The following is a 14,825-nucleotide window of genomic DNA, read 5'->3' on the forward strand; positions in this document are numbered from 1 at the left end:
TCAGCTGCCGTCCGGCTGCTCGATCAGCGTCGACAGGTAGAGCGGTTCGCCGAGCTTCTCCAGCAGCTCCAGCTGGGTGTCCAGGTAGTCGATGTGCTCCTCCTCGTCGGCCAGGATCGCCTCGAAGACGTTGGCCGAGGTGACGTCGTTCTTGGCCCGCATCACCACGATGCCGCGGCGCAGCCGGTCGATCGCCTCCACCTCCACCTGCCGGTCGGCCTCGAACATCTCCTTGACCGTCTGGCCGATCCGGACGTGGAAGAGCCGCTGGTAGTTGGGCAGGCCGTCGAGCAGCAGGATCCGGTCGGTGAGCACCTCGGCGTGCTTCATCTCGTCGAAGGACTCGTGCCGGGTGTACTCGGCGAGCTTGGTCCAGCCGAAGTGATCCTGCAGCTTCGAGTGCAGGAAGTACTGGTTGATGGCGGTCAGCTCGGCGGTGAGCTGCTCGTTGAGGAACTCGATGACCTCGGGGTCGCCCTTCATGGTGTGCCTTCCTGCCCTCGATGGGTGCACGCAGCGCCGGACGCGGTGGTGGGACGCATCGTGGCATCGCCATGAGTTGTTTTTCCAGTAAGTTCACACTTACTGGGGTCTGTGTCGGATTGCCCGATTTTTTGGCCATTGCGGCATCTGTAGGGGCGCGCGGAGCCGGGTAGGGGCGCGCATCGATCCGTGCCCGCCGTCTGTCACCATGGAGCCATGGGTCGGTCCGAGCAAGCAGCAGCGCAGCCGCCTGACCCGAGGCTCCCGCCCGGACAGCGCCTGCGACCCGGCTGGCCGGTGCTGCACTACGGCCCGATCCCCCGGTTCAAGCCGCTGACCTGGGACCTGCAGGTGTTCGGGGCGACCGCCTCCGGCGCCAAGCACAGCTGGAACCACGAGGAGTTCCACCGCCTGCCGCGCACCACCGTGCGCGCCGACTTCCACTGCGTGACCCGCTTCTCGATGCTGGACAACGAGTGGAGCGGAGTGGCCGCCGGCACCGTGCTCGACCTGGTGCCACCGGCCCCCGAGGTCACCCATGTGATGGTCTGGGCCGAGTACGGCTACAGCGCCAACCTGCGGCTGGCCGAGTTCGCCGATCCGCGCACCGTGCTGGCCACCCACCACGACGGCGAGCCGCTCACCGCCGAGCACGGCTTCCCGGTCCGGCTGATCGTCCCCGGGCTCTACGCCTGGAAGGGCCCCAAGTGGGTGCGGGCCGTGGAGTACATGACGGCCGACCGGCGCGGCTTCTGGGAGGAGCGCGGCTACCACAACCTGGCCGACCCCTGGCGCGAGCAGCGCTACTCCCACCAGGAGGAGCCGGGCGACGGCCCGCTCAGCTGAGCCCGCGGGCCGTGGTCAGAAGGTGATGGTCACCGTGCTGCCCCTGGGCGTCATGCTGCCGGCCACCGGGGACTGCGAGGAGACGCTGCTCAGCCCGAAGAAGTTCAGCCCGCTGGTCCTCACCTTGAACCCGGCGGCGGTCAGCGCCTTGGTGGCGTCCGACTCGTTCATCCCGGTCACACTGGGCACGGCCACCGGCTGCGGGCCCTTGGACAGCGTCAGTGTCACCGTGGTGCCGGGTGAGGCGGTGCCCGTGACGTCCTGGGAGGCGACGGTTCCGGCGGGCGCGGTGTCCGAGTACGCCTGGTCGGCGGCGAGCGCCACCTTGAAGCCCGCCCCGGTGAGCAGCGACTGCGCCTGGTCCACCGGCTTCCCGGTGGCGTCCGGCACCGGCACCGGCGCGGCGCCCTTGCTGACCAGCAGCGAGACCGGCGCGTTCACCGGGAGCTGCTGCCCGGCCGCCGGCGTGGTGGAGATCACCGAGCCCTGCGGCACGGTCGGGCTGTAGTCCTCGGTGGTGCTGCCCGGAGTGAGCCGGGCCTGGGTGAGGGCCTGCTTGGCCTGGTCGAGCGGCTTGCCGGTGACGTCCGGCACGGATATCCGCTCCGGACCCTTGGAGATCACGACCTTGACCGCGTCGCTCTTGCGGACCTTCTGGCCCACCCCGGGATCGCTGCTGATCGCCTGCCCGGCCGGCACCGTCTCGCTGAAGGCCTGGCTGAAGCTGCCCCGCAGGCCGGCCCCGTTCAGGGTGGCGGCGGCCTGCGCCTGGGTCTGGCCGAGCACGCTCGGCACCACCGCGTAGACCGCGCCGGAGAGCAGGTAGCTGAGGACCGCGACCACCGCGAGCACGGCGGCCAGCACCCCGCCCCACAGCATCGAACGCCGGGAGCGCGGCGAGACCGGCTTGCGGGCCGGCGGCGGCTCGTCGTACGGCCGCTTCGGCAGCAGCGGGGGCGGCCCCTGCCGCTGCGGGGTGAGCACGGCGGTGTGCTCGGTGGCCGGCCGGGACGGGGGCACCACCGGCCGGAGGCCGGGAGAGGGGAGCACCGAGGTGGCCTCGGTGACGGGCTGCACCGGGGCTTCCCCCGGTCCGAGGCCCGGAGCGGGCAGCACCGAGGTGGCCTCGGTCGCGGCGAACCGCGGGGCCGGCCGGGTGGAGGCCGGCGGCTCGGCGTCCAGCTGCGCCGGCGTCAGCCCCCGGCGCAGCCGCTGCAGCGAGGCCAGCAGCTCGACCGCGTCCCACGGCCGGGCGTCCCGGTTCCGTGCGGTGGCGGCGGCCACTATGGCGTCCAGCTCCGACGGCAGGCCGGGCACCGCCCGGGACGGCGGCGGCACGTCCTCCTCCAGGTGACGGTAGATCACCTGCATCGGATTCTCGCCGACGTACGGCTTGCCGCCCGTCAGCAGCTCGTAGAGCATGATCCCGGCCGCGTAGACGTCCACCCGCTGGTCGGTCGGGCCGGTCGGCTGGATCTGCTCCGGCGCCAGGTAGGAGACCGTGCCCATGATGAGGCCGGGGGTGGTGGCGTTGGCTGCCGAAGCCTCCGACTGGGTGGTCACCCGGACCAGGCCGAAGTCGGCCACCTTCACCAGGCCGCCGTCGGTGATCAGCACGTTCTCCGGCTTGACGTCCCGGTGCACCAGGTGCGCCCGGTGCGCGGCGCCCAGCGCCGCCAGCACCGGCTCCATCACGTCCAGCGCCGCCCGCACCGAGAAGGCGCCCCGGTCGGCCAGCACCTGGCGCAGCGTGCGGCCCGGCACGTACTCCATGGCCAGGAACGCGGTGCCGCCGTCCGCGCTCTGGTCGAAGACGTTGACCACATTGGGGTGCGAGAGCCTGGCCACCGCCTTGGCCTCGCGGATGAACCGCTCGGCGAACGCCGGATCCCCCACGAACTGGGGGTGCATCACCTTCAGCGCCACCACCCGGTCCAGCCGGGTGTCGGTGCCCCGGTAGACCGTGGCCATGCCGCCCACCGCGATGCGCTCCTCGACCCGGTACCGGCCGTCGAGGAGCGATCCGATCAAGGCGTCGTTCAGCGTCATGTCCACCCGAGGAGTCTAGGGGCGGCCAGGGCACGGTTGGGTGACCCTGACGTCATGGTTCGGTACGGCCGTGCCCGGGGGCCGCCCCCGACCCGTCGTCAGAACGCCTGCCGCTCCCGGGGCCACCCCCGACCCGTCGTCAGAACGCAGGCCGCTCCCGGTGGTCCAGGTCGGCGCGCCCGGCCATCGCCGAGGAGGCCTCGGCGTGGAACCGGCGCGGGATCCGCCCGGCCCGGTGGGCGAGCCGGCCGGCCTCGACCGCCCGGCGCATCCCCTCCGCCATCAGCACCGGCTGCTGCGCCCGGGTGACGGCCGACGCCAGCATCACCGCCGAGCAGCCCAGCTCCATCGCCAGTGCCACGTCGGAGGCGGTGCCTGCACCGGCGTCCAGGATCACCGGCACCGCGGCGCTCTCCACGATCAGCTGGAAGTTGTGCGGGTTGCGGATCCCCAGGCCGGAACCGATCGGCGAGCCCAGCGGCATGATCGCCGCACAGCCCACGTCCTCCAGCTTGCGGGCCAGCACCGGGTCGTCGTTGGTGTACGGCAGCACCGTGAAGCCGTCGTCCACCAGGGTCTCGGCGGCGTCCAGCAGCTCGATCGGGTCGGGCAGCAGGGTCCGTTCGTCGGCGATGACCTCCAGCTTCACCCAGTCGGTGCCGAGCGCCTCGCGGGCCAGCCGGGCGGTCAGCACCGCCTCGCCGGCGGTGAAGCAGCCGGCCGTGTTGGGCAGCACCCGGATGCCGTTGCGGACCAGCACGTCCAGCACCGAGCCCTGGGTGCCGGGGTCCACCCGGCGCATCGCCACCGTGGTCAGCTCGGTGCCGGAGACGATCAGGGCCTGCTCCAGCACCTCCAGGCTGGGCGCGCCGCCGGTGCCCATGATCAGCCGGGAGCTGAAGGTGGTGTCGCCGATCACCAGAGGATCGTCGGCCATGGCTGGTCAGCCTCCCTGCACGGCGGTGAGGATCTCCACCCGGTCCCCGGCGGCCAGCCGGGTGCCGGGCCAGGCGCCGCGCGGCACCACCGTCTCGTTGACGGCGGCGGCCACCCCGGTGGGGGCCTTGCTCAGCTCGGCGACCAGTTCGGCGAGGGTCGCGCGGTCGCGGACCTCGCGCGGCTCGCCGTTGACGGTCAGGGGGATCTGGTTCATGCGTGGCTCCTGGCGAAGCGGCTGGGGGAGAAGGGGGCGGCGAGGGCCGGGACGGTACCGGTGGCCAGGTACTCGGCGAGCAGGTCGGCGGTCACCGGGGCGAGCAGCACGCCGTTGCGGTAGTGGCCGGTGGCGGCCACCAGGCCGGGCAGCGCGGTCGGGCCGAGCAGCGGTGCGTTGTCCGGCGAGCCGGGGCGCAGGCCGGCGCTGCTCTCCACCAGGGGCAGCTCGGTGATCCCGGGGACCAGCTCGTGGGCGTCGCGCAGCAGCTCGTAGACGCCGCCGGCGGTCACCGTGGTGTCGTAGCCCTGCTCCTCGACGGTGGCGCCGATCACCAGTTCGCCGTCGGCCCGCGGCACCAGGTACAGGTGGCCGCCGCGGACCACGGCCCGCACGTTGCGGGACAGGAACGGCTGGTAGGCGGGCGGGATCCGCAGCCGCAGGATCTGGCCCTTGACCGGGCGGACGGCGGGCAGCACGCCGTCGGTCAGGCCGGGCAGCAGGTGGCTGCGCGAGCCGGCCGCCAGCACGACCTGCTCGCCGGTCACCCGCTCGCCGGTGCTCAGCCGGGCGCCGCGGGCCCGGTCGTCGTCGACCAGCAGCTCCACCGCCCCGGCCCGGTGCACGGTGACGCCGGCCAGCTCACCGGCGCGCAGCAGCGCGGTCGACAGGCGCCGACCGTCCACCTGGTGGTCGTCGGCCACGTGCAGGCCGCCGCGCACCCCGGGGGCCAGCATCGGTTCGAGCTTGCGGGCCTCCCGGCCGGTCAGCCAGCGCGAGTCCAGGCCGAGCCGCTGGTGGAAGGCGTGCAGCTCGCTCAGCTCGGCCTTGTCGTCGGCGTCCAGCGCGACCGCCAGGGTGCCGGTGGCGCGGTAGCCGGTGTCCAGGCCGGTGGCGGCGGTGAGCTCCGCGCAGAAGTCCGCGTAGCGGGCGTTGGAGGCGATCCCGAGGTGCAGCAGCGGCTCCTCGCCGTACTGCAGCTCGGTGACCGGCGCCAGCATGCCGGCCGCGACCCGGGCCGCGCCGCCGCCGGGGGCCGGATCGACCACGGTGACCGACAGGCCGCGCCGGCGTGCCCGCCAGGCGACGGCGAGGCCTATGACGCCGCCGCCGATCACCAGGACGTCGGCACGCGCACCGTCGTGGAAGCGCGACAAGAGGACCGGTTCTCCCTTCGCCGGAATGACCCGGATCAGGTTCGGACGGTCGCAGGCCGCCGCAGCCCGCCTCTCAGCCCGGTGCGCCGGGCTCCCGTGAGGATGCCCCCACCATAACGCCGGCCCCGTGATGCTTGGGAGTCGCCGGGCTGAAGACCGTCCGTGGGCCGGCGCCCGCCCGCTCGCTACAGTGGCCCGGTGATGACGGATGAGCGGGTGGTGATCGTCGGCGCCGGCATGGCGGGGGCGCAGTGCGCGGTCGCGCTGCGGGAGGGCGGCTGGCGCGGGCCGGTCAGCCTGGTCGGCGCGGAGCCGCACCGGCCCTACGACCGCCCGCCGCTCTCCAAGGACGTGCTGCTCGGCCAGGCCGACTCCACCGCCTTCGACCTGGACTGGGACCGGCTCGGCGTGGAACTGCTGCTCGGCCGCACGGCCACCGGCCTGGCCCGCGGCCGGCTGGACACCGACGCCGGACCGGTCGGCTACGACCACCTGGTGATCGCCGCCGGCGCCCGGGCCGCGTCGCTGCCCGGCGCGGCCGACGCCCACCTGCTGCGCACCGTCGACGATTCGCTGGCACTGCGTGAGGTGCTGCGGCCCGGGACCAGGCTGGTGCTGATCGGCGCCGGCTGGATCGGCGCCGAGACCGCCACCGCGGCCCGCAAGCTCGGCTGCGAGGTGACCGTGCTGGAGGCCGCCGCCGCGCCGCTGCCCGGCGCGCTGCCCGCCGAACTGGCCGAGCCGATGCTGGGCTGGTACCGGGAGGCCGGCGTCGAGCTGCGGCTCGGCGCGGCGGTGGCCGCCGTCGAACCGGGCGCGGTGCGGCTCGCCGACGGCACCGAGCTCGCCGCCGACCAGGTGGTGGTGGGCATCGGCGCCCGCCCCGACACCGCCTGGCTGGCCGGCAGCGGCATCGCGCTGGACGCGGCCGGCGCGGTGCTCGCCGACGACCGGCTGCGCACCTCGCTGCCGGGCGTCTGGGCGGCCGGCGACTGCGCGAGCTACCCGTCGGCCCGCTTCGGCGAGCGGATCACCGTGCAGCACTGGGACCACGCGCTGCACTCCGGACGGGCCGTGGCCGCTGGGCTGCTCGGCGGCGACGCGCCCTACGACCCGGTGCCGTACTTCTGGTCCGAGCAGTTCGGGCGGATGGTGCAGTACGCCGGCCGGCACGCGGCGGGCGACCGGCTGCTCTGGCGCGGTTCGCCCACCGGGGCGTCCTGGAGCGCGCTGTGGCTGCGCGACGGGGTGCCGACCGCGGTGCTGGCGGTGGACCGGCCGCGCGACCTGGCGCAGGGACGGCGGCTGATCGAGCAGGCCCGGGCGGTCGAGCCCGCGCGGGCGGCCGACCCCGAGGTGCCGTTGAAGGCCGCGATCGCCGCCTGACGCGCGGGGTTGGTGCGAGCGCGGCCCCGGAGGTGGCAGGCTGGTGCCGTGAGTAGTGAGACGGAAACCATTGAGCGACTTGTTCCGGAGTGGCTCCACCTGCCCGACATCTCCGAGCGCTGGGGCGTGCCGGTCACCGAAGTCCGCCAGCTGGTCAAGGACCACAAGCTGATCGCGGTCCGCCGCGGGCCCAACAACGCGTTGCAGGTGCCGGCCGCCTTCATCGAGGAGGACGGCCTGGTCAAGCACCTGACCGGCACCCTGACGGTGCTGCGCGACGGCCGGTTCAGCGACGAGGAGATCCTCGAGTGGCTCTTCACCGAGGATCCTTCGCTGCCAGGCAGCCCGATCCAGGCGCTGCGGGAGAACCGCGGCACCGAGGTGAAGCGCCGGGCCCAGGCGCTGTCGCTGTGACGGCCGCCGCCGGGTACCGCGCCGAGCTGAACGACGCGCGGCTCTACCTGTGCACCGACGCCCGGCGCCGGCAGGGCGACCTGGCCGAGTTCCTGGACGCGGCGCTGGCGGGCGGCGTGGACATCGTGCAGCTGCGGGACAAGGAGCTGGAGGCCCGCCAGGAGCTGGCCGCACTGGAGGTGTTCGCGGACGCCGCGGCCCGCCACGGCAAGCTGCTCGCGGTCAACGACCGGGCCGATGTGGCGCACGCCGCCGGCTCCCAGGTGCTGCACCTGGGGCAGGACGACCTGCCGGTGCCGGCCGCCCGGGCGATCGTCGGCGAGGAGATGCTGATCGGCCGGTCCTGCCACGCCGAGTCGGAGGTGGCCGCCGCGATCGCCGAGCCGGGAGTGGACTACTTCTGCACCGGCCCGGTCTGGCCGACCCCGACCAAGCCGGGCCGGCCGGCCCCCGGGCTGGGTCTGGTCGAGTACGCGGCCCGGCAGCGGACCGACCGCCCGTGGTTCGCGATCGGCGGGATCGACCTGGGCAACCTGGACCAGGTGCTGGCCGCCGGGGCCCGGCGGGTGGTGGTGGTCCGCGCGATCACGGCCGCCGACGACCCCGGGGCCGCGGCCGCGGAGCTGGCCCGGCGGCTGCGCGCGGCAGGCTGAGGTTCTGACGTTCCTCCGGATCGGCGGGCCGCCGACGCAAGTTGACGGCCCGCCGGCCGTTCCCCGGAAGGCGGCTGGTCAGTAGCGCCGCACGGTGGCGGCCTCGGCCAGCGCCCGCAGCGCCGCCCGGGCCGTTTCGTCCGCCAGCGGGGCCGCCTCCAGCGCGGCCAGCGACTCGGCCATCAGCCGCTCGATCCGCTGCTCCACCTGCTCGGCGGCGCCGCTGCGCGCCACCAGGGCGCTCAGCTCGGCGATCTCCTCGCCGGTCAGCCCGGGAGCGCCGAGCCGGCTGTCCAGCTCCTTGGCGTCCACCTGGTCCAGACCGCGCAGCGCCAGCGCCACCAGCAGGGTGCGCTTGCCCTCGCGCAGGTCGTCACCGGCGGGCTTGCCGGTGACCGCCGGGTCGCCGAAGACGCCCAGCAGGTCGTCCCGCAGCTGGAACGCCTCGCCCAGCGGCAGGCCGAACGCGCCGTAGGCGGCCACCAGTTCGTCGGACGCGCCGGCCAGCCGGGCGCCCACCTGCAGCGGCCGCTCGATGGTGTACTTCGCCGACTTGTAGTGCAGCACGGTCTGCGCCCGGGTGAGCGCCAGCTCGTCCATGGAGTCGCCGGCCACCGGCTCCAGCACGTCCAGGTACTGGCCGGCCATCACCTCGGTGCGCATCAGGTCGAAGACCGGCTTGGCGGCCAGCACCGCCGCCGGCTCCAGGCCGCAGCGCACGAACAGCTCGTCGCACCAGATCAGCAGCAGGTCGCCGAGCAGCACCGCGGCGCCGGCCCCGTACTGCTCGCGGTCGCCGCGCCAGCCGCTGGCGCGGTGCCGGGCCTCGAACCGGCGGTGCATCGAGGGCAGGCCGCGGCGGGTGTCGCTGCGGTCCATCAGGTCGTCGTGCACCAGGGCGCTGGCCTGCAGCAGCTCCAGGGCCGCGGCGGCCCCGGTGATCCCCTCGCTGTCCGCCGCGCCGCCCGCCCCCCGCCAGCCCCAGTAGCAGAAGGCCGGCCGCAGCCGCTTGCCGCCGTCCAGCAGGAAGTCGCGCAGCGCCTCGGCGACCGGCAGCAGGTCCGGGGATATCGAGCTCAGCAGCGAGTGCTGCTCGGCCATGAAGCGGGCGAGCGCGTGGTTCACCCGGTCGCGGACCGCCTCCAGGTCGAGCGGCAGCACGGGGGCGGGGCTGGGCGAGGTCACGGGGCGCTCCGGGAGTGAATGGGGATCCTCAAAAGACTAGCCGAAGCCGGGTTCGGGACATTCGGTCTCAATTGCTGGACCGGGTTTGTTTGCCGTGCACTCGCGGCGGCTAACCTGCGGACATGGCACTCGGCGTTCCATCGACCAGGACCGATCACGCGGCGACCGTCCGCGACCTGCTGGCGGCCGGCCGCCGGTCCTTCTCGTTCGAGTTCATGCCCCCGCGCAGCGAGGCCGCCGAGCAGAAGCTGTGGGCCGCGATCCGCCGCCTGGAGCCGCTGAGCCCCAACTTCGTCTGCGTGACCTACGGCGCGGGCGGCTCGACCCGCGGCCGCACGGTCAACATGGTCGGCCGGATCGCCGGCGAGACCACCCTGACGCCGGTGGCCCACCTCACCGCCGTCGACCACTCGGTGGCCGAACTGCGCAACATCATCGGCCAGTACGCGGACCAGGGCGTGCGCAACGTCCTCGCGGTGCGCGGCGACCCGCCCGGCGATCCGATGGGTGAGTGGGTGACCCACCCGCAGGGCGTCACCTACGCGTACGAGCTGGTCGAACTGATCAAGGGGATCGGCGACTTCTGCGTGGGCGTGGCCGCCTCGCCGAACATGCACCCGCGCTCCACCGACTGGGACGACGACATCCGGCACTTCGTCGCCAAGGTGCGGGCCGGCGCCGACTACGCGATCACCCAGATGTTCTTCGAGGTCGAGGACTACCTGCGGCTGCGCGACCGGGTCCAGGCGGCCGGCTGCGAGGTGCCGATCATCCCGGAGATCATGCCCGTCACCAACGCCAAGCAGCTGGTGCGCTTCCCGCAGCTCAGCGGCTCGGACTTCCCGCCCGAGCTGGCGGCCCGGCTGGAGGCGGTCAAGGACGACCCGGCGGCGCTGCGCGAGGTGGGCATGGAGCACGCCACCGCGATGAGCGAGCAGCTGCTCTCCGAGGGCGCGCCCGGCCTGCACTTCATCACGCTGAACGGCTCCACCGCGACCCTGCAGATCTACCAGAACCTGGGCCTGCACAGCAGCTGACCGGGATGTGGGACGGCGACCGGATACCCGGTACAGTCGCGACACGCGCTGGGCACGTGCTGGAGGACGCCGATGGGCATCGGGATGCTGGTGTTGTACGCGGCCCTCGCCGTGGTCGGGCTCTGGCTGATCGCCGAGCTGCTGCTGCAGAGCCGGGCGCCGCTGCACTGGCGGGCGCTGGCACTGGGCGGGTTCCTGCTGGTGGTGGCCGGGATGGCGGTGCACTCGGCGCCGGTGATCGGCGGCGGGGCGGTCGGCTTCGCGGTCGGGCAGGTGCTGGTGACCACGTCGGTCAAGCGCGGTGGCAAGCCCTCCTGGTCGCTGCGCCGCGGCGACGGCGAGCTGCCCGGGCCGCTGGCCAAGGTGCCGCTGCTGGCCGCCGCCACCAGCGGCACCGAGGCGGTGGCGGTGGCGGAGCCGCCGCGGGTCGGCGAGGTCGGCCCGATCGAGGTGACCGAGCCGCAGGCCGAGCTGCTGCCGGAGCCCGACCAGACCCAACTGCCCGCTGATGACGGCGACTTCGGCATCTACGAGACCGGCTATCCGCAGCCCGAGCAGCAACAGCCGCAACTGCAGCAGCAGTTCGCCTACGGGTACTACCAGCCGGAGCACTACGAGCAGCAGCCCGGCTACGGCTACTACGAGCAGCAGCAGCCGCAGTACCAGGGCTACGAGGGCCACCGGGGCTACGGCTACGACCAGCAGCAGTGGCAGCCGCAGGCGCCGGCCTACGACCCGGTCGCCTACCAACCCGAGTACGGCAGCCAACCCGAGTACGCCGGCCAGCCCGAGTACGGCGCGCCCGGCATCCCGCAGCAGCCGTCACCGGAGTACTACCAGCAGTACCAGCCGCAGTACCAGCAGCCCCAGGAGCAGGGCAGCTGGCAGGGCTGGCAGTAGCCGCCCGCGCCCGCTACGCGGGACCGATCAGCCCCGCCACCACGCACGCCGACATCCCGGCCCGGGCCAACCCGCCACCCGGATGGGCGGCCTGACCGAGCCGGTAGTGCCCCGGCCGGTCGGTGGTGTTGGCGGGCTGCAGGAAGCCGCCGCCGGCGCCGGGCAGGGCCGGGCGGGCCACCGCGCCACCGGGGGAGAGGGTCTCCCGTTCGGTGTCGGCCGGGGTGCGGACCTCCTGCCACAGCACCCTGTCCGCCACGTCGAGCCCGGCGGCGTCCAGCTGCCGCAGCATCCGGTCCGCGAACTGCGCCGCGACCCCGGGGGCCGTCCAGTCGAACACGGCCTGCGAGGGGACGGTGCAGGTGAGCACCACCGCCTCGTGCCGGTCGTCGGGCACCAGGGTCGGGTCGTCAGGCCGCAGCACCTGGACGGTCGGCAAGTCCCGCAGGCCCGGCACGTCGAAGACCGAGGCCAGCTCCGCGGAGCGCGACGGGGTGTGCAGCACCGTCCGCTGCGCGGTGCCCGCCGGGCGCGGACCCTTGAGCGCCAGCAGCAGGCTGAAGCGGCCCGGCAGGGTGGCGTCCGGCGGTTCCGGGCGCAGCACCAGGTCGGCCTGCGCCGGCTCGCCGTGCCGCAGCTCGTCCGGGCCGACCCGGGTGCCGAACCGGAACTCCACTCCGCGCTGCTCGCAGCGCTTGAACACCGCCGCCACCAGCGAGTGCAGCCCGCCCCGCACCGACCAGACGCCGAAGGTCTGCTCGACGTACGGCAGCATGACGGCGCTCGCCGGGGTGGTCCGCGGGTCGAAGCCGAACCGCAGCACCGACTCGGTGAGCAGCGCGGTCAGCGCCGGGTGGCCGCCCAGCTCGCGCCGCGCCACCTCGTCGACGGTGGGCTGCCGGGAGCCGCCGAGCAGCCGGGCCAGGCCGCGCCGGGGAGCCGCCGGGTAGGGGTCGGTGCCCAGCGGGCCCGGGTCGGCCGGCAGCGGCTCCTCCAGCAGCGGTCGGCGGGTGGCCTCCCAGACGGCGCGACCGCGGTTCATCACCTCGCCCCAGAGCCGCCCGGTGCCCGCGCCGAGCGCCCGGTCCAGCGCCTCGGCGACGCCGCCCCGGGAGGCGTTGGGCAGCGCCAGCTCGGTGCCGTCGGCGAACCGGTGCCGGCTCTCCGGGTCCACCGGGGCCAGCTCCACCAGCTGCTCCAGCGGTTCCCGGCCGGTCTTCAGCGCCAGGTCACGGTAGACGGCCGGCAGCGTCAGCAGGGTCGGTCCGGTGTCGAAGGCGAAGCCGTCGCGGCGGTACTGCCCGAGCATCCCGCCCGGGCCCGGTGCGGCCTCGCAGACCGTCACCCGGTGTCCCAGGGTGGCCAGCCGCGCCGCGGCGGCCAGCCCGCTGATTCCCGCTCCGATGATGACGATCCGTGCCATGGGGTGTGATCTTACTTTTCACCGCCCGTTCGCGGGCCGGTGGCCGGGCCGCCCCGGACTCGCCCCGGTGGCCCGCCCGCCCCCGAACTCGCCCCGGTCGATTTGTCAGTGGCGGGCGCGAGCATGGCACCAGTGGGCGGCCGACCGGCCCGCCCGACGCCTGCCGAAGGATCCGGGGGTACCGACCGTGACCGTCACCGACCTCCCGCACCGACCCTGCGACGACCGTTCCGACCAGATCCCGCTGCGCTCCGTCGACGTCCACCCGGTGCTGCTGCGCACCGGTACCCCGCCGGCCGCCCGGGACTTGCTGGCGCAGGCCCAGCGCACCCTGCTGGCGGCCGACGCCGCCGAGGACCCGCTGGAGCGGTTCGCCACCGCGCACCTGGCCGCGCTGCGCACCACGGCCGCCGTGCTCGCCGTCCGGGGCCGCCCGGAGAAGAACCCGCGCCGCCGCAAGGCGATCCGCAGTGCCTGGGAGGTGCTGCCCGAGGTGGCGCCCGAGCTGTCCGAGTGGGCGGTCTACTTCGCGGCCGGCGCGAGCAAGCGGGCGGCGGCCGAGGCCGGGCTGCGGGGGGCCGCCTCCGTCCGCGACGCGGACGACCTGATCCGCAACACCGCCGTCTTCCTGCGGCTGGTGGCGCGGGTGCTCCGACCGGACGGCGGTGAAGGCAATAGGGTGTAGGCGTCCGGCCAGTTCGCCGCCCCTGAGGAGCCCGCTCGTGTACCCCTCGCGTCCCCGCAGCGCCCTGCGCACCGCCGTGGTCTGGGAGGTGGTCCGGGCGGCCCTGGAGCGCCGGGCCGCCGAGTTGGGCCGGCCGGTACTGGACGTGGTCGACACCGGCGGCGGCACCGGCAACTTCGCCGTGCCGGTGGCCAGGCTGGGTCACCGGGTGACCGTCGTCGACCCCAGCCCCGACGCGCTGTTCGCGCTGGAGCGCCGGGCCGCCGAAGCCGGGGTGACCGAGCTGGTCCGCGCGGTGCAGGGGGACACCCAGACGCTGCCGGAGCTGATCACCGCCGACTCGGTCGACGTGGTGCTGTGCCACGGCGTCCTGGAGGTCGTGGACGACCCGGCGGAGGCGCTCGGCCACCTCACCGGCACCCTGCGCAAGGGCGGCCTGGTCAGCCTGCTGGCCGCCAACCGCAACGGCGCGGTGCTGGCCCGGGCGCTGGCCGGCCACTTCGAGGAGGCCCGCACCGTGCTGGGCGCGCCCGACGGCCGCTGGGGCACCGGCGACCCGATGCCGCGCCGCTTCACCACCGAGGAGCTGCACGGCCTGGCCCGGGCCGCCGGCCTGCGGGTCGAGTCGGTGCACGGGGTGCGGGTCTTCGCCGACCTGGTGCCCGGGGTGCTGGTGGACACCGAGCCCGGGGCGATGGAGGCGCTGCTCAAGCTGGAGGAGGCGGCCGCCGCCGAACCCGCCTTCCACGCGGTCGCCACCCAGTTGCACCTACTGGCCGCACTGGACTGACGGCGACGGGCCACCGGACCCGACGAAGACGGGCGCAGCCTACTGACGGAAACTTCACAGCTGCCGGGAGCGTTGCAGGGGTGCGGGGGCGCGCGACGTGTCGGACACGACGGAACGCGGCCCCCTCCGGATCCCCTCGTCGGACCGTATGATCTGGGTAAAGCCAGAACGCATGACGGCCAGACGCATGGGGCATATGGACCACGACAGGGCCAGGTGGCGGACCGGTCGCCCCGCGACCGACGAGTAGGAGGACTCCGTGCCGCTCTCGGAGCACGAGCAGCGACTGCTCGACCAGATGGAGCGAGCGCTGTACGCCGAAGATCCCAAGTTCGCGTCGGCGCTCGAGGGAACCGGCTTGCGCACCTACACCCGGCGACGGGTGTACCTCGCGGCGGCGGGATTCGCGCTGGGCGTGGGCCTCCTGATGGGAGGCATGATCGCGCAGCCGCAGTACATCTGGCTGAGCGTGGTGGGCTTCCTGGTGATGCTGGGCTGCGCGGTGCTGGCGGTGGCGGGCTGGCGGCGGCACCTGGTGGTGGACCCCGGCGCCCGGTTGGGCGCGGCTCAGCCGGTGCGGCGCAAGGCCGGCGTGATGGACCGGATGGAGCAGCGCTGGCAACGCCGGCGCGATGAACAAGACGGCTTCTGACGGGACTTCCCG

General features: G+C 74.2%; 16 protein-coding genes and 1 riboswitch. Of the genes, 9 read left to right on the forward strand and 7 right to left on the reverse strand.

Going from position 1 to position 14,825, the window contains the following annotated elements:
- On the reverse strand, window positions 1-483 hold the full coding sequence (gene bfr / locus LN042_RS17030; protein WP_230052078.1) for a bacterioferritin: 483 nt from the start codon (window positions 481-483) through the stop codon (window positions 1-3).
- 216 nt (window positions 484-699) lie between these two features.
- Here bfr and LN042_RS17035 point away from each other — a divergent pair, with 216 nt between their 5' ends.
- Entirely contained in the window at window positions 700-1,329 is a 630-nt protein-coding gene (locus tag LN042_RS17035; protein WP_230052079.1) for a sulfite oxidase-like oxidoreductase, read from the forward strand.
- A gap of 15 nt (window positions 1,330-1,344) precedes the next feature.
- Here LN042_RS17035 and pknB read toward each other — a convergent pair whose 3' ends face one another.
- From pknB to thiO, 4 genes are all read right to left on the reverse strand, one after another.
- Window positions 1,345-3,378, reverse strand: coding sequence for a Stk1 family PASTA domain-containing Ser/Thr kinase (pknB, locus tag LN042_RS17040; RefSeq protein WP_230052096.1), 2,034 nt, complete (start codon window positions 3,376-3,378; stop codon window positions 1,345-1,347).
- Window positions 3,379-3,517: 139 nt separating this feature from the next.
- Window positions 3,518-4,315, reverse strand: a complete 798-nt coding sequence (locus tag LN042_RS17045) for a thiazole synthase (RefSeq protein ID WP_230052080.1) — start codon at window positions 4,313-4,315, stop codon at window positions 3,518-3,520.
- Between the two features lie 6 nt (window positions 4,316-4,321).
- Window positions 4,322-4,531 carry a sulfur carrier protein ThiS gene (thiS, locus tag LN042_RS17050; RefSeq protein WP_230052081.1) on the reverse strand — a complete coding sequence of 70 codons (210 nt, stop codon included), beginning with the start codon at window positions 4,529-4,531 and terminating at the stop codon, window positions 4,322-4,324.
- The gene (gene thiO / locus LN042_RS17055; protein WP_230052082.1) at window positions 4,528-5,688 is read right to left on the reverse strand and encodes a glycine oxidase ThiO; all 1,161 of its coding nucleotides are present in this window, start codon (window positions 5,686-5,688) and stop codon (window positions 4,528-4,530) included. Before thiO ends, thiS begins: the two co-directional genes overlap by 4 nt.
- Window positions 5,684-5,796, reverse strand: a riboswitch (TPP riboswitch). Its footprint overlaps the gene before it by 5 nt.
- A 93-nt stretch (window positions 5,797-5,889) precedes the next feature.
- On the opposite strand from thiO, the gene LN042_RS17060 reads away from it, so the two are divergent.
- Genes LN042_RS17060 through thiE form a run of 3 tightly spaced genes read left to right on the forward strand, consistent with a single transcriptional unit; the run spans window position 5,890 to window position 8,141 of the window.
- On the forward strand, window positions 5,890-7,074 hold the full coding sequence (locus LN042_RS17060; protein ID WP_230052097.1) for an NAD(P)/FAD-dependent oxidoreductase: 1,185 nt from the start codon (window positions 5,890-5,892) through the stop codon (window positions 7,072-7,074).
- Between the two features lie 48 nt (window positions 7,075-7,122).
- Complete coding sequence (locus LN042_RS17065; protein WP_230052083.1) at window positions 7,123-7,488, forward strand: Rv2175c family DNA-binding protein; 366 nt, start codon at window positions 7,123-7,125, stop codon at window positions 7,486-7,488.
- Window positions 7,485-8,141: a thiamine phosphate synthase gene (gene thiE / locus LN042_RS17070; RefSeq protein ID WP_230052084.1), complete on the forward strand. Its 657-nt coding sequence runs from the start codon at window positions 7,485-7,487 to the stop codon at window positions 8,139-8,141. Before LN042_RS17065 ends, thiE begins: the two co-directional genes overlap by 4 nt.
- Window positions 8,142-8,219: 78 nt before the next feature.
- On the opposite strand, the gene LN042_RS17075 is transcribed toward thiE, so the two are convergent.
- The gene (locus LN042_RS17075) at window positions 8,220-9,326 is read right to left on the reverse strand and encodes a polyprenyl synthetase family protein (protein ID WP_230052085.1); all 1,107 of its coding nucleotides are present in this window, start codon (window positions 9,324-9,326) and stop codon (window positions 8,220-8,222) included.
- 122 nt (window positions 9,327-9,448) lie between these two features.
- Here LN042_RS17075 and metF point away from each other — a divergent pair, with 122 nt between their 5' ends.
- Both metF and LN042_RS17085 read left to right on the forward strand, forming a co-directional pair.
- A complete protein-coding gene (gene metF, locus LN042_RS17080) occupies window positions 9,449-10,363 on the forward strand; it encodes a methylenetetrahydrofolate reductase [NAD(P)H] (protein ID WP_230052086.1) in 915 nt (304 codons plus the stop codon).
- A gap of 72 nt (window positions 10,364-10,435) precedes the next feature.
- Complete coding sequence (locus tag LN042_RS17085; RefSeq protein WP_230052087.1) at window positions 10,436-11,263, forward strand: hypothetical protein; 828 nt, start codon at window positions 10,436-10,438, stop codon at window positions 11,261-11,263.
- A 13-nt stretch (window positions 11,264-11,276) separates the two neighbouring features.
- Here LN042_RS17085 and LN042_RS17090 read toward each other — a convergent pair whose 3' ends face one another.
- The gene (locus LN042_RS17090; RefSeq protein ID WP_230052088.1) at window positions 11,277-12,686 is read right to left on the reverse strand and encodes a phytoene desaturase family protein; all 1,410 of its coding nucleotides are present in this window, start codon (window positions 12,684-12,686) and stop codon (window positions 11,277-11,279) included.
- Window positions 12,687-12,924: 238 nt separating this feature from the next.
- Here LN042_RS17090 and LN042_RS17095 point away from each other — a divergent pair, with 238 nt between their 5' ends.
- From LN042_RS17095 to LN042_RS17105, 3 genes are all read left to right on the forward strand, one after another.
- Entirely contained in the window at window positions 12,925-13,371 is a 447-nt protein-coding gene (locus LN042_RS17095) for an SAV_6107 family HEPN domain-containing protein (protein ID WP_230052098.1), read from the forward strand.
- Between the two features lie 37 nt (window positions 13,372-13,408).
- Window positions 13,409-14,161: a methyltransferase domain-containing protein gene (locus LN042_RS17100; protein WP_230052089.1), complete on the forward strand. Its 753-nt coding sequence runs from the start codon at window positions 13,409-13,411 to the stop codon at window positions 14,159-14,161.
- 259 nt (window positions 14,162-14,420) lie between these two features.
- A complete protein-coding gene (locus LN042_RS17105) occupies window positions 14,421-14,813 on the forward strand; it encodes an SCO2097 family morphological protein (protein WP_230052090.1) in 393 nt (130 codons plus the stop codon).
- Window positions 14,814-14,825: the final 12 nt, after the last annotated feature.

Origin of the sequence: Kitasatospora humi (assembly GCF_020907985.1) — a bacterium.
Lineage (GTDB): Bacteria > Actinomycetota > Actinomycetes > Streptomycetales > Streptomycetaceae > Kitasatospora > Kitasatospora humi.

What these genes read in the sequence shown, in the direction of transcription:
- LN042_RS17090 (WP_230052088.1), bottom strand. Translation starts at nt 12,686, where the DNA reads ATGGCACGGATCGTCATCATCGGAGCGGGAATCAGCGGGCTGGCCGCC.
- thiS (WP_230052081.1), bottom strand. Translation starts at nt 4,531, where the DNA reads ATGAACCAGATCCCCCTGACCGTCAACGGCGAGCCGCGCGAGGTCCGC.
- LN042_RS17035 (WP_230052079.1), top strand. Translation starts at nt 700, where the DNA reads ATGGGTCGGTCCGAGCAAGCAGCAGCGCAGCCGCCTGACCCGAGGCTC.
- pknB (WP_230052096.1), bottom strand. Translation starts at nt 3,378, where the DNA reads ATGACGCTGAACGACGCCTTGATCGGATCGCTCCTCGACGGCCGGTAC.
- metF (WP_230052086.1), top strand. Translation starts at nt 9,449, where the DNA reads ATGGCACTCGGCGTTCCATCGACCAGGACCGATCACGCGGCGACCGTC.
- LN042_RS17045 (WP_230052080.1), bottom strand. Translation starts at nt 4,315, where the DNA reads ATGGCCGACGATCCTCTGGTGATCGGCGACACCACCTTCAGCTCCCGG.
- bfr (WP_230052078.1), bottom strand. Translation starts at nt 483, where the DNA reads ATGAAGGGCGACCCCGAGGTCATCGAGTTCCTCAACGAGCAGCTCACC.
- LN042_RS17060 (WP_230052097.1), top strand. Translation starts at nt 5,890, where the DNA reads ATGACGGATGAGCGGGTGGTGATCGTCGGCGCCGGCATGGCGGGGGCG.
- LN042_RS17085 (WP_230052087.1), top strand. Translation starts at nt 10,436, where the DNA reads ATGGGCATCGGGATGCTGGTGTTGTACGCGGCCCTCGCCGTGGTCGGG.